9 protein-coding genes are annotated in these 14,732 nt (G+C 69.2%); 6 read left to right on the top strand and 3 right to left on the bottom strand.

Annotated elements, in window-relative coordinates; genetic code table 11:
• Positions 1-7 precede the first annotated feature (7 nt).
• Positions 8-2,428 carry a SpoIIE family protein phosphatase gene (locus tag ACWD3I_RS45035; RefSeq protein ID WP_365406066.1) on the bottom strand — a complete coding sequence of 807 codons (2,421 nt, stop codon included), beginning with the start codon at positions 2,426-2,428 and terminating at the stop codon, positions 8-10.
• Between the two features lie 462 nt (positions 2,429-2,890).
• Here ACWD3I_RS45035 and ACWD3I_RS45030 point away from each other — a divergent pair, with 462 nt between their 5' ends.
• Together ACWD3I_RS45030 and ACWD3I_RS45025 are read left to right on the top strand one after the other, a co-directional pair.
• Complete coding sequence (locus ACWD3I_RS45030) at positions 2,891-3,772, top strand: AraC family transcriptional regulator (RefSeq protein WP_365406064.1); 882 nt, start codon at positions 2,891-2,893, stop codon at positions 3,770-3,772.
• 132 nt (positions 3,773-3,904) lie between these two features.
• A complete protein-coding gene (locus tag ACWD3I_RS45025) occupies positions 3,905-5,848 on the top strand; it encodes a maleylacetate reductase and hydroxyquinol 1,2-dioxygenase domain-containing protein (protein WP_365406061.1) in 1,944 nt (647 codons plus the stop codon).
• A gap of 129 nt (positions 5,849-5,977) precedes the next feature.
• Here ACWD3I_RS45025 and ACWD3I_RS45020 read toward each other — a convergent pair whose 3' ends face one another.
• Complete coding sequence (locus ACWD3I_RS45020; RefSeq protein ID WP_365406058.1) at positions 5,978-6,838, bottom strand: AAA family ATPase; 861 nt, start codon at positions 6,836-6,838, stop codon at positions 5,978-5,980.
• A gap of 207 nt (positions 6,839-7,045) precedes the next feature.
• The gene (locus tag ACWD3I_RS45015) at positions 7,046-8,341 is read right to left on the bottom strand and encodes a VWA domain-containing protein (RefSeq protein WP_365406055.1); all 1,296 of its coding nucleotides are present in this window, start codon (positions 8,339-8,341) and stop codon (positions 7,046-7,048) included.
• Between the two features lie 135 nt (positions 8,342-8,476).
• Here ACWD3I_RS45015 and ACWD3I_RS45010 point away from each other — a divergent pair, with 135 nt between their 5' ends.
• From ACWD3I_RS45010 to ACWD3I_RS44995, 4 genes are all read left to right on the top strand, one after another.
• Positions 8,477-9,241, top strand: coding sequence for a hypothetical protein (locus ACWD3I_RS45010; RefSeq protein ID WP_365406052.1), 765 nt, complete (start codon positions 8,477-8,479; stop codon positions 9,239-9,241).
• Positions 9,242-9,696: 455 nt separating this feature from the next.
• Positions 9,697-10,224, top strand: coding sequence for a hypothetical protein (locus ACWD3I_RS45005; protein ID WP_451084373.1), 528 nt, complete (start codon positions 9,697-9,699; stop codon positions 10,222-10,224).
• Positions 10,225-10,260: 36 nt separating this feature from the next.
• Positions 10,261-11,247 (top strand): hypothetical protein, encoded by a 987-nt coding sequence (locus tag ACWD3I_RS45000; protein WP_365414023.1) that lies wholly within the window; start codon positions 10,261-10,263, stop codon positions 11,245-11,247.
• Between the two features lie 76 nt (positions 11,248-11,323).
• Positions 11,324-12,790, top strand: coding sequence for an aldehyde dehydrogenase family protein (locus ACWD3I_RS44995; protein ID WP_365414021.1), 1,467 nt, complete (start codon positions 11,324-11,326; stop codon positions 12,788-12,790).
• Positions 12,791-14,732: the final 1,942 nt, after the last annotated feature.

Here is a 14,732-nt window from a genome sequence, read left to right as displayed (position 1 = left end):
CGCTGTGTCAGTGAGCTGGGAGGACTTGCTCGGCCCAGATGGTCTTGCCGGTGCGGGTGTGGCGGGTTCCCCAGTGTGTGGTGAGTTGGGCGACCAGGAGCAGGCCGCGGCCGCCCTCGTCGAAGACGCGGGCCCGGCGCATGTGCGGTGCGGTGTTGCTGGCGTCGGAGACTTCGCAGATCAAGCTGCCGCCGCGGATGAGCCGCAATTGGATGGGGGGTTGGCCGTAGCGGATGGCGTTGGTGACCAGTTCGCTGACCACCAGTTCGGTGATGAAGATGGCCTCGTCCAGCCCCCACGCGGTCAGCTGGCTGGAGGCATTTCGGCGAGCTTGGGCAACGACGGCGGGATCGCAGGCGACGTCCCAGGTGGCGACCTGGTCGGCGTGGAGTGCGCGGGTACGGGCGAGGAGCAGCGCGATGTCGTCTTCAGGGCGTGCAGGGAGCAGGGCTTCGAGCACGGCGTCGCAGAGGGCGTCCAGGGAGGGGGCAGGCCTGGCCAGGGAGCTGCGCAGGGTGTCGAGCGCTTCATCGACGTCGCGGCCGCGGCTCTTGATCAGGCCGTCGGTGTACAGGGCAAGGAGGCTGCCCTCGGGCAGTTCGATCTCGCTCGCTTCGAAGGGCAGGCCCCCTAGGCCGAGTGGCGGGCCGGCAGGCAGGTCGAGGGTGTGGGCAGTCCCGTCCGAGGCGACCACAATCGGCGGTGGATGGCCTGCCCGGGCCAGGGTGCAGCGGCGGGAGACCGGGTCGTAGACGGCGTACAGGCAGCTGGCGCCGACCTCTCCGGCGATCTCGGCGTCCTCGGTGGTGCACGTTTCGGCGGACAGGCGAACGACGACGTCGTCGAGGTGGGTGAGGAGCTCGTCGGGCGGGAGGTCGATGTCGGCCAGGGTGCGTACAGCGGTGCGCAACCGGCCCATCGTGGCGGAGGCCTGCAGGCCATAGCCGACCACGTCGCCGACGACCAAGCCGATCCGCTCACCGGAGAGCGGGATCACGTCGAACCAGTCACCGCCTACGCCGGCCCGGGCACCGGCGGGCAGGTAGCGGTGAGCGGTCTCAACCGCCGCTTGCTGCGGGAGTGTCCGGGGAAGCAGGCTGCGCTGCAGGGTTTCGGCAGTGGTGCGCTCACGGGTGTAGCGGCGGGCGTTGTCGATGCAGACGGCCGCTCTGGCGGTGAGCTCCTCGGCCAGCAGCAGGTCGTCTTCTTCGAAGGGCGCCGAGCGCCGGTGGCGGGCGAAGAATGCTATGCCGAGAGTGACGCCGCGGGCACGCAGCGGCACTGTCATCACCGAGTGCATCCGGTACTCGCTGATCCAGGCGGCCACGGCAGGGTCGTGGGCCGCCCAGCGGGTGATGGCGGAGTCGGTCATGTCGTACGTTGCAGGGCGGCCTGTGGCCAGGCACTCGACCGGCGCGGAGAACGCCGGATAGGTGATGACGGCTCCCGCCTTGACCAGGGCCTCGGGGCAGTCCTCGAGGACGGACTGCTGGGCGGTGCGGCGCAGGGTGAGCAGGCCGGTCGGCAGTCCGGCGGGCGGCTCGTCGCCACGATGCAGGAACGTGAGCAGGTCGACGGATGTGTAGTCCGCGAGCCGGGGGACGGCCACTTCTGCCAGTTCCTGTGCTGTTTGTGTGATGTCCAGGGTGGTGCCGATGCGGGTACCGGACTCGTTGAGCAGCATCAGTCGCTGCCGGGCCTCATACTGCGCGGTGATGTCCCGCGCCACGTGGCACACACCGCGCAGCCGGCCGTCGCGGTCGTTCAGCGGTGCGACCGAGACCGACCAGGCGTGCTTACGGCTTTCGCCGGGTGCGCGGAAGTAGCTCTCCAGCTGCTGCGGTTCGCCGCTGGTCAGTGCCAGCCGCATGGCCGCCTCGGTCCTGTCGGCCTCGGGGCCCGTTGCCATCTCGGATATGCGCAGCCCGCGCATCTGGTCTTCGGGAAGGGCGAGTATGCGTTCCATGTCGGTGTTCGCCCGCTCCAGCCGCAGATCCGTGTCGTAGATGGCCAGGGCGTACGGCGACTGGGCGAATGCCCACTCCACCAGCCTTTGGCTGTGGCGGGCAGCGGGCGGACGCGGCACGGCCGACACCACGAACCATTCGGCGGTTCCGTCCGGTGCCACCCGGCGGTTCGCGAGCAGCAGTGCCTCCACGCGATGGCCGTCCCGGTGCCGGAGCGTTGCCCTTCCGCTCCATCTCTCCATCTGTCCGTCCCGGGGCTGCCGGGCCAGCTCCGTCACGTACTCGGCGAGTATGTCGGCCGCCGGCTTGCCCACGATGTCCTCAGAGCTGTAGCCAAGCATCTGCCGGGCGCCCTCGCTCCACCCCGTCACGATGCCCCACTCATCGGTGGTGGCCGTGGCTGCGAACGCGGCGCCCAGGATGTCGTCCGGCCGATCGCCAGGCGTGGTCCGATATCGCATGATCACCGCTCATCTCGCCCTTGACGATGTCGTGCTTCGTCTATCGCCATAGTGCCTCTAAACCCCGTCGGCGGCTTCCTGCCAAGCACGACACCCGCGCGTACACAGCTTCTCCTCGCTGAAGACGCGCACATGGCGACGCTGCCGACGGGGTTGTCCCGGGCTGCAGTCCCGACGTGGCCGGCGCTCCTGCGGTGCTGCCGCGTGAGGCCTCTCCCGCCTCGCGCTCATCTTCCGCAACGCCAACCGGCGGCGTGGCCCTGCTGCTGCGCGGCGGGAGGGGGCGTGTCGCCACCGGGCCTCGAGCCGTCGGCCTGTATCACACGACCGGCGGGTGACCGGCAGGGGAGCCTCCTGCGCCCCAGGGGCTTCACCGCAGGTGGTTTGTCCCGTATTCTGGGCTGACTAGCCTACCCGCAGTGGGAGAGTCCGCCAGTGTTGTCGGGCAGGGAGCCGGATCCGATGCAAGAGCTGAGCGTCCACGACACCCTTGGCATCCTCAGACAACCGTGGGTACGTCCGTCGCGTACGAGTGCCGGCCTTGGCTGGAATGGGCTTTACCTGTCCACTCAGGCCGAGCAGCCGTACCGGAACGCATTCGACGGTGCGCCGAGCCACCTGCTGATCCTGCACCTGGACGGCCCGGTCACGGTACGCCGCGGACGGCGGGGACTGACCGACACCCGTCGGGTACCGCCGGGCGGGCTGTTCCTGCACCCGGCGGGGACCGCGCTGGATGTGGAGCTGGGCGACCAGCTGCGGACCGTCCACGTCTACCTCTCGGAAGAGACACTGCAGCAGGCCGCCGGCGAGTCGGACGGGACGGTGCGGCTGACCGAGGAGTTCGGCGTCACCGATCCTCTGCTGGAGCAGTTGGTCCTGGCCCTGGACGGTGTGGTGCGCGACCGGGAGCCGGCCAGCCGCACGTACGCCGACCAGCTCGGCCTCACTATCGCCATCCAGCTGGCCTGGTGCCACAGCGACCGCCGTCGCGCTCCCGCCGCCCCTGCCCAGCCTGTCGGCCTCACCGACCGGCAATTCACCGTGGCGCGGGAGCTGATGGACGCGCGGCTGTCGGATCCGCTTCCGCTGGAGGAGCTGGCGGCTGCGGCGGGGCTGAGCGTCAGCCGGTTCGCCCATGCCTTCAAGGCCCGTACCGGGCAGCCCCCTCACCGTTACCTGATGCGGCTGCGGGTGGAGCAGGCCGCGCGGCTGCTGCGCACGAGCGTGCTGCCCATTGCCGACGTCGCCGCCTGTTGCGGTTTTTCCCACCAGGAGCACCTCACGCGTGTGCTGCGTGCCCAGCTGGGCAGCACCCCGGCCGAGCTGCGCCGGCGCGGATAACACCGTCGCGCATTTCGTGCAGCGGCGGCGGCAGGATTGTGCAGGAAATCCGGCGGCGATCGCCTCCATACTTCCTCAGCAGCGATCCCGAACAAGCCGGGCATCGCCATGCCACGCAGTACGGAGAGCCGCATGCGGGAATTCCTCTACTCCAGTACCACCGCACGAATTGTGTTCGGCGAGGGGACCCTGGACCGTCTTCGCCAGGAGGTCCAGCATCTGGGCCGGGCCCGGGCACTGGTCCTGGCCACTCCTGGCCAGGCCGACCTGGCCGAGCGGGCGCGCGAGACGCTGGGACCCCTGGCAGCCGGTACGTTCACCGGTGCCACGATGCACACCCCGGTCGACGTCACCGAACACGCCCGCCAGATCGCCGACGACCTGGACGCGGACTGTCTGGTCGCGGTCGGCGGAGGCTCGACCACCGGCTTGTCCAAGGCCTTGGCCGTGCGCACCGGGCTGCCCCAGATCATCGTCCCCACCACCTACGCCGGCTCCGAGGTCACTCCTGTCCTGGGCGAGACCGAAAACGGCGTCAAGACCACCCGCTCCTCCCCGGAGATTCTGCCCAAGACGGTTATTTACGACGTTGAGCTCACGCTCGGACTGCCGGTACCCCTGTCGGTGACCAGTGGCATCAACGCCATGGCACATGCCGTCGAGGCGCTGTACGCGCCACAGGCCAACCCCGTCACCGACGAGCTGGCACTCCGGGCGATCTCGCTGCTGGGCGGCGCCCTGCCGCGGATCGTCGCCGATCCCGCCGACCGCGACGCCCGCGCCGACGCGCTGCAGGCCGCCTGGCTGGCGGGTACCTGCCTCGGCACGGTCGGCATGGGACTGCACCACAAGCTGTGTCACACCCTCGGCGGTTCCTTCAACCTGCCGCACGCGCCCACGCACACGGCCGTACTGCCCCATGCCATGGCGTACAACGCACCCGGCGCCGTGGAGGCGATGCGCCGGATCGCCGGTGCGCTGGCCGGGCCGGCTGCCGGAGTCCTCCCGGACGCGCCCACCGCCGTGTACGACCTGATCGCCCGGCTCGGCGGCCCGCTGTCCCTGCGCGAGCTGGGCCTGGCCGCCGACGACCTTCCCCGCGCTGTGGAACTGGCCACTGCCAAGCCCTATCCCAACCCCCGTCCCGTGACCCGCGAGGGCATCACCGCCCTGCTGGACAACGCCTGGTCCGGCGACCGCCCGCCGCCGGCCGACCCGCTCGCCGCGCAGCTGCACACGCTGCTCGGCCAGGTCACGGCGAGCTTCGACCGCTCTCCCGGGCTCCGAACCCGGCAGCTGCTCACCGACCTGGTACGCCGCCTGCACAGCTTTGCCGCGGACAACGACCTGACCCAGGCCGAATGGCACCATGCCATCGACTTCCTCACCAGCACCGGCCAGATGTGCAGCCCCACCCGGCAGGAGTTCATCCTGCTCTCCGACACCCTCGGCATCTCCAGCGCGGTGGACGCCCTTACCAACTCCCGTACCGCGCAGGCCACAGCCTCCGCGGTCCTCGGCCCGTTCTACGTCGAGGGCCCGCCGCCGCGTGAGCACGGCGACGACATCGCCGACGGCCTGCCGGGAACGCCCCTGTACGCAGATGTGCGGGTCACCGACACGGAGGGCACACCACTGGCCGACGCGGTCGTCGACGTCTGGCAGACCAACGAAGACGGCTTCTACGACGTGCAACTGCCCGACCTGGACGGCCCCGTGCTGCGCGCCCGCTTCCACACCGACAACGACGGCCGGCTCACCTTCTGGTCGATCGTGCCGGTGGCATACCCCATCCCCGACGACGGTCCGGTGGGGCAGATGCTCAGGAACAGCGGCCGCCACCCCTACCGCGCCCCGCACATCCACTTCATGATCAGCGCTCCCGGCCACAAGGCCCTCATCACCCAGCTCTTCGTCGCGGGCGGTGACTACATCGACGGCGACACGGTCTTCGGCGTCAAGGACACCCTGATCGCCGACTTCCACGAACACAAGGGCCCCACCCCCGACGGCCGCCTCCTCGACGGCCCCTGGCAGCGGTTGGACTACACGTTCCGGCTCGCCTCCGCTTCGTAGACCTCTTCGCAGAAGCCCGGTGGCGGCAAGGAAATCCTTGCCGCCACCGGGCTTTGCGCATGTCGCCACAGCAGCCGCGGGCCTGTTGGGCAGCATGCGGCTGCCCAACAGGCCGAGCTTCGGCAACCATCAGCCCAAGGACAACGCCTCGACGGCCCGCTCCTGGTCGGCGACGTTCTTGAGTACGACGCCCAGCGTCCCGCGGGCCGTTTCACTGTCCAGCTCTTCACGGTCGAGGGCGAGCAGGGTCCGCGCCCAGTCGATGGTTTCTGCGATCGATGGTGCCTTGCGTAGGTCGAGAGCGCGCAGCGCGGCCACGGTCCTGACGATCTGCTCCACCAGTTGCTCGGCGGCCTCCGGCACGCGGGCGAGCACGATTTCCCGCTCCCGCTGCGGCGTCGGATAGTCCATGTGCAGGTACAGGCATCGGCGCTTGAGCGCCTCGGAAAGCTCACGACTGGCGTTGGAGGTGAGCACGACGAACGGACGCCGTACGGCGGCGATCGTCCCCAATTCCGGGATGGTCACCTGGAAATCCGACAACAACTCGAGAAGCAGGCCCTCCATCTCGAGGTCCGCCTTGTCCACCTCGTCGATGAGCAGCACGGTGGGCTCAGGGCGGCGGATGGCCGTCAACAAGGGACGGTCGAGCAGGAACTCCTCGCCGAACACGTCGTCGTGGACCTGTTCCCAGGCGGAGCCGTCGCGTGATGCCTGGATACGCAGCAACTGCTTCTTGTAGTTCCACTCGTACAGTGCCCGCGCCTCGTCCAGGCCTTCGTAGCACTGCAACCGCACCAGTTCGGCGCCGGTGGCCTGCGCCACTGCCTTGGCCAGCTCGGTCTTCCCGACGCCGGCCGGCCCCTCGACCAGCAGCGGCTTTCCCAGCCGGTCGGCGAGGAAAGCGGTGGTCGCGATGGAGTCGTCTGCGAGATAGCCCGTCGCCGCGAGCTCCTTGTGTACGTCGCCTATGGTCAAGAACCCTGTCATGAATGATGTCCTGTTCGTGCGGTGTGCGTTGGCGTGATCACAGCACTTCCTGATCGACGGCCGTAGGTGCCGGGAAATCCAGGAAGGGGTCGTGGGGAACGGCGTTCGCGGGCCGGCAAACCCGGCGGTCGGGGGCGTAGCAGGGCCTGGACAACCGGACGGGTGCGAGGGCGCCGCAGCGGTGACGGCAGGATCCGGCATCACGTGTCAGACGGCGATGTGGGTGACGGCGTCGCCGAGTTGGCGCAGCGTCGACACCTCGAAGACCCGGGTGGTGTGCGCGGCGTACAGGGACAGCGCGGAGTCGCCGGTGTCCCATTCGAGGCGCGGTTCGGGATTGAACCAGTACAGTCGCCGACTGAGCCGGTGCAACTCCTTGGCCTCCGCGAGCGCGGGCACGCGGTCGTGGGTACGGGCATCCCCGATCACCAGCACGGTGGTCTTCCCCGTGACGGCCTCCGGCCAGCGCCGCAGATACTCGCCGAACGCGCGTTCGTAGTCGCTGCGGCCGTCGGCGGCGACCAGGCCGCGGCGCCCCAGCAGGTGATGAACGTCGACAACGCCGGGCGATGCCTGAAGGAAGTCGGTGACCTCGACGATTCCGTCGATGAAGACCCACGACCGTACCCGGCGGAACTCCTCGTGCAGCGCGTGCAGGAGCGACAGCGTGAAGGGTGCGAACCGCGCGACAGATCCGGACACGTCGCACAGCACCACTAGATCAGGCTTGGACGGATGGCGCCGCTGCATCCGCGGCGTCAGCAGAACACCGCCATAACTCATGCTGTCACGGATGGTGCGCCGCATGTCGAGATGCCCGCGGCCACGGCTCCGCCGGCGTCCCAGCCGCGTGGCGATACGCCGGGCGAGCGGCCGTACGACGGCGCGCAGCGCGGCCAACTCATCCGCAGACGCGTACATGACGGGCACATCCTGCAACTCCTCCGGGGGAGGCCGGTGCACCGCGTCGTGGCCTCCCGCGTCATGCAGCCGTTCACGGACGAGCTGCTCCAGAATGCGCAGCACTTCTTCCAGCTGCGCCTGCGCCTGCGCATTGTCGAGTTGCCGCTCCAGCTCCGTCCGGTCCGGCGCACCGCGCATGAGCTGGTGGAGGACACGGCCGAGATCCAGGCGACGCAGCACGCGCTGCAGGTGGTGCCGCTCGCTGCCCGCTGTCTGGTCGTCGATGCCCGCCCAGCGCTCCACCGCGTCATCGAGCGCGACGGCGACGGAGTCGTCGTCGCCCCGGCGCAATGCCTCGGCCAGTTGGTCCCGCAGGTCCCCCACGCCGGATGGACGGCTGCCACCGGCTGTGTCCGGCTCGGGTCCTCGCCGCTCGGCGCGCGACGCGGGGAAAAACAGGTCGAAGAGTCGGTCGAAGACATGGCCCTGCGCGTCCCCCTTGAGCAGTGCCGCCCGCAGCGCAGCCCGCACAAGGTCGCGCCGTGAGGAATCCACCGCCGCCAGCGCGGCAAGGGCATCGATCGTCTCTCCCGTTGACACGGAAACACCTGCAGCGCGCAGGCCCCCACAGAAAGCGACCACAATTCCCGCAGCCGTGGACGGTGACACCGGGTGGCTGTACGATTTACGATCGTTAAGGGACATGCCAGAAATGGTAATTGATGGGAGTTATTTATGATAGTGCCGAACACCCTCCTGGATCTCGGGCTCACACTCCGGGCAGAGCACGACAGCGAGCGGTTGCGGCACGCCGCGCTGCTCGCGGCCCGCCTCGGCTTCCGGTACGTGTGGCTGCCCGCCCCAGAGGGCACTGCGGTGCCGGATGTGGCCGCCCTGGTGGAGAGCGCGCGACCAGGTCGGGTGGGACTCGTCGTCGGCGGCAGGGCGGAGTCCCTGGTACAGCGCGTCACGGCACTGTGCGACGGCGAGCTGCCCCACGACCTGCTGCTGGAGATCCATGCACCGGCAGGGCTCCGGGACCGGCTGGTCGTTGCTGTCGGCGGGCCCGAACAGTGGAGTCAGAGGGTCTTCGTGCCCTGGTACGACGAGGAGGCCGCCGGCCACGTGGTCGTCGCCGACCAGGCGGCGGACCGGGGTGCGATGCTGAAGGCGCTGGCCGCCGCGTCTGAGCGGCGCGGCGGCCAAAGGCGCTCCCCGGTACTCTCCGTCGCCCTGACGGTGTCCATCGGCCGCACCATGAGCGAGGCTGAGGCGCGCGCGCAGCGCGACCCTGCGCTCTCCGGAACGCGCCACCCGAAGACCACCGGTCTTTTCGGCACTCTCGAGCACGCCCAGGAGCAGGCGCTCGAGCTGGCCCGCGCGGGCGCCGACACCCTGCGGGCGACACTTGCCGACGAGCAGGACGCCGCAGACCTGCTCGCCCAGCTGCGCGCGGTCGCGGTCGGGCCGACGCCCCTGCTCCACGCCCGCGTGCGCTAGCCCCCTGGACCGGCGTCCCGTTGCCGCCGCGTTCCGGCACCAGCACACGCGTTTTTCGTGCAGACGGGGCGGCAGGAACGTGCAGGACCCCGCATACGGCGCTGCGCATACTCGTCGGAGTGGTGCACGACACGCACCCCAGAGCCGCGCATCACGGAGAGCCAAATGCAGGAACCCGTCTTCTCCGCCCCACGGGCGAGGACCGCGTTCGGTGCGGGACCCCGCAATCACCCCACAGGTCGTGTGCCTGAGCCGCAGTCGCACGCCGTTCGAGAACGCCCCTGAGCCGGCCGATCCGGCGGATTCGGTGCGGCATGTCTCCGACTTGCCTGCCGCCGCGATGCGCTCTCGGCGCATTGGGAACGGCGAGAAATGTTATGTGCAGTAGCAAAGTTACTGCTCTCTTTAATGGTCATTCGTTGACGAAAGAATCGCTGAAAGAAGTGGAGTGAGGCATGGCTTTGTCAGCCCTCAAAGGCAAGGAAAAGTCGTCATACGTCACGCGGTTCGGCTCGCTCGACCATTACGAGAAGGGCGGCGTCGAAATCGTCAACGACGACCCGCGGCACTACGCCTTCTCGAACGTGTTCGAGGTGGCGAGCAATGCGAAGCCGTACGAGAAGGTCGCTGTCGGCAAGAACATGCAGTACGTCCTGGAGGCGATCCGCGCCGAGGGCACCAGCGAGTGGCGCACGGCAGCCCATGACGAGTTCGCCCTGGTGATGGACGGCGAAGTGGAGATCACTCTGGTCAAGCTGGACCAGAGTCCCCTGCCGGCCGACGCCGGGGGCTCGGTGGCGCTGGCCGGGGAGCCGGTCGGCCGCCGCATGGGACGCATCGTGGCGCGCCGCGGCCACATGACGCTGCTGCCGGCCGGCGCGGCGTACCGCTTCTCGGCCGAGCGGGCGAGCGTGATCCTTCAGCAGACCATCGCAAGTCCGGACACCCAGTACCGCTGGGCCGAGATCGCCCAGTCACTCTGAGCCAACAGCCTTTCCACACGCAGGGAGAGACCGACCATGACCACGACCGCTGAACCCGCCGTCATCGCGTCCCAGCCCAACGAGGTGGGCTACCGCGAGTACACCCTCGGTCAGTTCCACTTCCGCCGGGACGAGTACTTCGCCTACATCACCTGGCCCACCGGCAGCCACATGATGAGCGTGGACTCCTTTCTGCGCGCGATGCAGCGTGACATCGCGTGGGACTTCTTCTACGGCACCGTCAACTTCGACGGAGTCTTCGGCACCGTCAACCACTACGGCAAGGTCGACATCTTCGCGGGCCGCTACAACGACGCCTACCGCAAGGCCGAGCTGGACTACAGCGAGACCGTCGAGACCCCGCTGATCCGGGAGACGTTCACGTCCGTCCTGGACGACTGGACCAACGAGACGTTCGACCCGTTCGCCTCCCCCCACGAGACCGGCTCTGCGTTCGGGATCAAGAACGGCGACAACACTAAGGCGGTCCGCCGGGAGCGGGTCACCGCGCAGCGCATGGTCGGCCTGCCCGGTGACGCACCGCTGCGCAGCGACGACAACGGCTACCCGGTGAACCGGATGCTCGCCGACGTGGTGCAGGACGAGCCGCTGGTGGAGGCGGAAGAGGGCTTCGAGGGCGAGGTGTCCTCCTTCAACCTCTTCGCCTACCTCTCCCGGTCGGACGTCACGTGGAACCCGTCGGTGGCCAGCGCGTGCAAGGACTCGCTGTTCTGCCCGACCACCGAGGAGTACATCCTGCCGATCATCCACGGCAACGATCGGGTCGAGTGGTTCGTCCAGCTGTCCGACGAGATCACCTGGGAGGTCGAGGACCGGGACACCGGTGCGGTGCGGTCGCGCGTGGTGATGAAGGCCGGCGACGTGTCCGCGATGCCGGCCGACATCCGCCACCAGGGCTACTCGCCCAAGAGGTCGATGCTGCTGGTCTGGGAGAACGCCAGCCCCGACCTGCCCGACCTGATCGCCAGCGGCAAGACGCCGACGTACCCGATCGACTTCTGACCCCCCGTTCCCGGGCCGCGCCACGCGCCCACGGCGACGCGTGGCGCGCCCCGATCCACAGCGGAGAGAGAACACTGTGCAGACCAAGCTCTTCATCGGCGGCGAGTTCGTCGACGGCGCCGACGGCACCACCATCGATGTGTATGACCCGCATGACGGCAGCCTGCTGGCTCAGGTGGCCGAGGCCCGTGCCGTCGACGTGGACCGGGCGGTGGACGCCGCCACCAAGGCGTTCGAGACCTGGCGGCACTGGTCGGGCGAGCAGCGCGGGCGGCTGCTGCTCAAGCTCGCCGACGCGATCGAGGAACACGCCGAGGAGTTGGCGCTGCTGGAGACCCGTGACACCGGGCACCCGATCCGCGACACCCGGGTCCTGGACGTTCCGCGCACGGCGGCCACGTTCCGCTATTTCGGCGGCATGGCGGACAAGATGCAGGGCTCGGTGATCCCGGTCGAGCGCGGCTTCCTCGACTACGTCGTTCGCGAACCCATCGGCGTGGTCGGGCAGATCGTGCCGTGGAACTTCCCGCTCATGTTCACCAGTTGGAAGATGGGCCCGGCGCTGGCCGCCGGCAACACGGTGGTGCTCAAGCCGTCCGAACTCACTCCGCTGTCCACCCTGCGGGTGGCCGAGCTGATGGCCGAGGTCGGTTTCCCCCCGGGTGTGGTGAACATCGTCACCGGGTACGGGGCGACCTCCGGCGCGCGCATCGTCGAACATCCCGGGATCGGGAAGGTCTCCTTCACCGGGTCCACGGCCGTCGGCCAGGGCATTGCCCGGGGGGCGGCTGACACGCTCAAGCGGGTGCACCTGGAGCTGGGCGGCAAGGGCGCCAACATCGTGTACAGCGACGCGGACCTCGACGCCGCGGTGCAGGGCTCGGCGTTCGCCATCTTCCACAACCAGGGTCAGGCGTGCATCGCCGGCAGCAGGCTGATCCTGCACGAGTCGATCGCCGACGAATTCCTGGACCGGTTCACCAGGCTGGCCCGCTCCGTGCGCCTCGGCGACCCCAAGGAGCCGACGACGCAGATGGGTCCGCTCACCTCTGCCATGCACCGCGACCGCGTCCTTACGTACATGGACGCGGCGCGCGCCGACGGTGACGAGATCCTCACCGGCGGCAAGGCGCCCGAAGGCCCGGAGTTCGCCGACGGCTGCTACCTGGAGCCCACGGTGATCGCGGCCGATCCGGCGCACCGCGTGGCCCGGGAAGAGGTCTTCGGACCCGTCGTGGCAGTGCACCGGTTCCGCACCGACGAGGAGGCACTGCACCTGGCCAACGCGATCGAGTACGGCCTCGGCGGCGGGCTGTGGACCCGTGACCTCTCCCGCGCCCACAAGGTCGCCCGTGAGCTGCGTTCCGGCATGGTGTGGGTCAACTCCTACAAGCGGGTGAACCCCGGCTCGCCGTTCGGCGGCGTCGGCCGGTCCGGGTACGGCCGCGAGATGGGTTTCGAGGCCATGCACGAGTACACCGAGGCCAAAGCGGTGTGGATCAACGTCGATGCCGAACTGCCGAGGCTGTACGACCAGGGCTGAGCGCTGCTCGCCGTCCGGCTCCGGGCCTCGCGTTCACGAGATGGTCACCGGTCGGGTCGTCTTCGACTCGGCGTCCTGAGCCGAGTGTCCGACGAGGTACCTGGCCGCCTGTGTCGGCTCGGAAGGAGCATGAACGCAGCCGTGAGCGCATCCAGGCCCGGCTGGGCAGTTGACCAAAGAGGTGACGGGGCGGACGAGTTCGCCTCTCGTGCGGTGTTCACCGGCCCCTGATGATCCGGGCTGTGGCGTTCGCTGTCGCCGATGACCGTCACGTGGACCTTCTCGATCAGATGTCGCGCCAGTTGCTTGCGGTCCATCTCAGGGGTCGGACGACGCCTGGCGGAAGACGGGCAGATCGCCGCCAGTGGCCGGAGCCGCTCGCGCTCGACGTCGTGGGTGAGGGTGCGAGCCGTGCCGCGAGAAGCGGTAGTTCTCGTCGGGCCGCTGCCTTTCGGCCGGTGTGATCGGTTCGCCGCGGGACCGGCGCAGGGCATGGTCTGCAGGCGTTGGCCGGGGCCCCTCTTTGGGGGGCCCCGCCGCGCGTTGGTGTGCGCGCACGACCATGGAGCATCGGACCAGCCGGTGCTGTGACCGGGAACGTTCGCCGGTTGGTGTTCGTGTCTGGCGTCTGCAGGGAGGCGAGCTCAACCAGTCCGGGTTCGCGCCCGGGCGGGAGGGCGGAAGCTGCAGCGGATCGTGCGTCGAGTGGCACCGATTCCGTGCGGTTCCGCCGCGCGATGATGCAGCTGGCCCCGGCCGACGACAGCACGGCTCTGGTGATCGCTCCTCTGGTGCACGCGGAACCGTCGCCGCCCCCTCCTCCCACCAGACGATCAACCCGCTGAAGCCGCTCGACGGTTCTTCCCCACCGGATGTCCGGAAGAGTCCCACGGACTCGGAATCGGACTCCGAGGCCGAAACGGAGCGGATCGAGTACGCCATCAACGAGCGCCCGGACCGCAGCTTCGCTTTCGACGAGCTCGGTCCCCTCGGCATCCGCCCGACCGCCGCATCGTGCCGGGCGAAGCAGAAACATCCCGACCGGCTGCCGACGACCTACCGCCGCACCCATGGCTTGCCGACTTCTACGGTTGCGAGCCGCCGCGTCCTGGGTGCCCGAAGGCCGCAGGTGAAGTCGTGGGGGAGGCGGGGCCGTGGAGCATGAATCCCAGGCCGAAGCGAGTCCTGGTGCACAGCACCCGGTCCGGTCCGGTCGTCTGTGCGGGCCTGGGCGAATGCGCCGGGTCAGGATCCGTCCCTCGTTCAGTGCGGCGTAGAACCCGGCGAGGCCACGTGCGGTGGCAATGCCGTTGGAGGCGGGCAGTTCGGCGGCCCGCCAGGCCGGGTCGTTCTCGTCAGGGGAGGGCAAAACGGCGCCGAAGGCGCGGCGGATGAGAGAGGCAGAGTCGGCATTATGCCGCAGCGATGCTCGGGCGAGGGTGAGGGCGCGGGCGCGGCGCCCCGGCCCTCGCCTGCAGGGGTTCGACAAGGACGATCCGGCCGGCCTTGTCCTGGTGGTCTGTTGGCAGGCCGATCCACAGGTGAAGGTCGAGCAGGTCAGTGAGGTCTTCGGCACGTACGGTGCCCAGTGAGCGGCCGTCCCCTCGGCGGACCGATCCCGCACTGTTGCTGACCGACTTCGACATCGGCGTGCTGGTCCACTCCTCAGGCCGGTGTGCCGGCTGCATCCGGTGTGCCGGCTGCATGGGGAGGGGGCAGCCTGTTGCACGGCCTCGCCCGTCTGCAGCGGCGCGGCCTCGGACCGCCGGGTGACGTCAGGTTGACGCTGCGGTCACATCCCTCGGGGAGGGCGGTTGACGCCGCCCTCCCCGAAAGGTGGATCTGTGCATGTCAACGGTCATTGAGATGCCCAGGCGGGTGGCCGTTGGGTGTCCAGGCTGGTGGCCATCAGAAACCCAGGTGTGTGGCCAGTGGTGTTCCT

The organism is Streptomyces sp. NPDC002817, from assembly GCF_053592055.1.
This window is presented reverse-complemented; position numbering and strand designations above follow the sequence as displayed.

Coding starts and splice junctions, on each gene's coding strand:
- ACWD3I_RS45035 (WP_365406066.1), bottom strand. CDS start 2,428: ATGCGATATCGGACCACGCCTGGCGATCGGCCGGACGACATCCTGGGC.
- ACWD3I_RS45030 (WP_365406064.1), top strand. CDS start 2,891: ATGCAAGAGCTGAGCGTCCACGACACCCTTGGCATCCTCAGACAACCG.
- ACWD3I_RS45025 (WP_365406061.1), top strand. CDS start 3,905: ATGCGGGAATTCCTCTACTCCAGTACCACCGCACGAATTGTGTTCGGC.
- ACWD3I_RS45020 (WP_365406058.1), bottom strand. CDS start 6,838: ATGACAGGGTTCTTGACCATAGGCGACGTACACAAGGAGCTCGCGGCG.
- ACWD3I_RS45010 (WP_365406052.1), top strand. CDS start 8,477: ATGATAGTGCCGAACACCCTCCTGGATCTCGGGCTCACACTCCGGGCA.
- ACWD3I_RS45005 (WP_451084373.1), top strand. CDS start 9,697: ATGGCTTTGTCAGCCCTCAAAGGCAAGGAAAAGTCGTCATACGTCACG.
- ACWD3I_RS45000 (WP_365414023.1), top strand. CDS start 10,261: ATGACCACGACCGCTGAACCCGCCGTCATCGCGTCCCAGCCCAACGAG.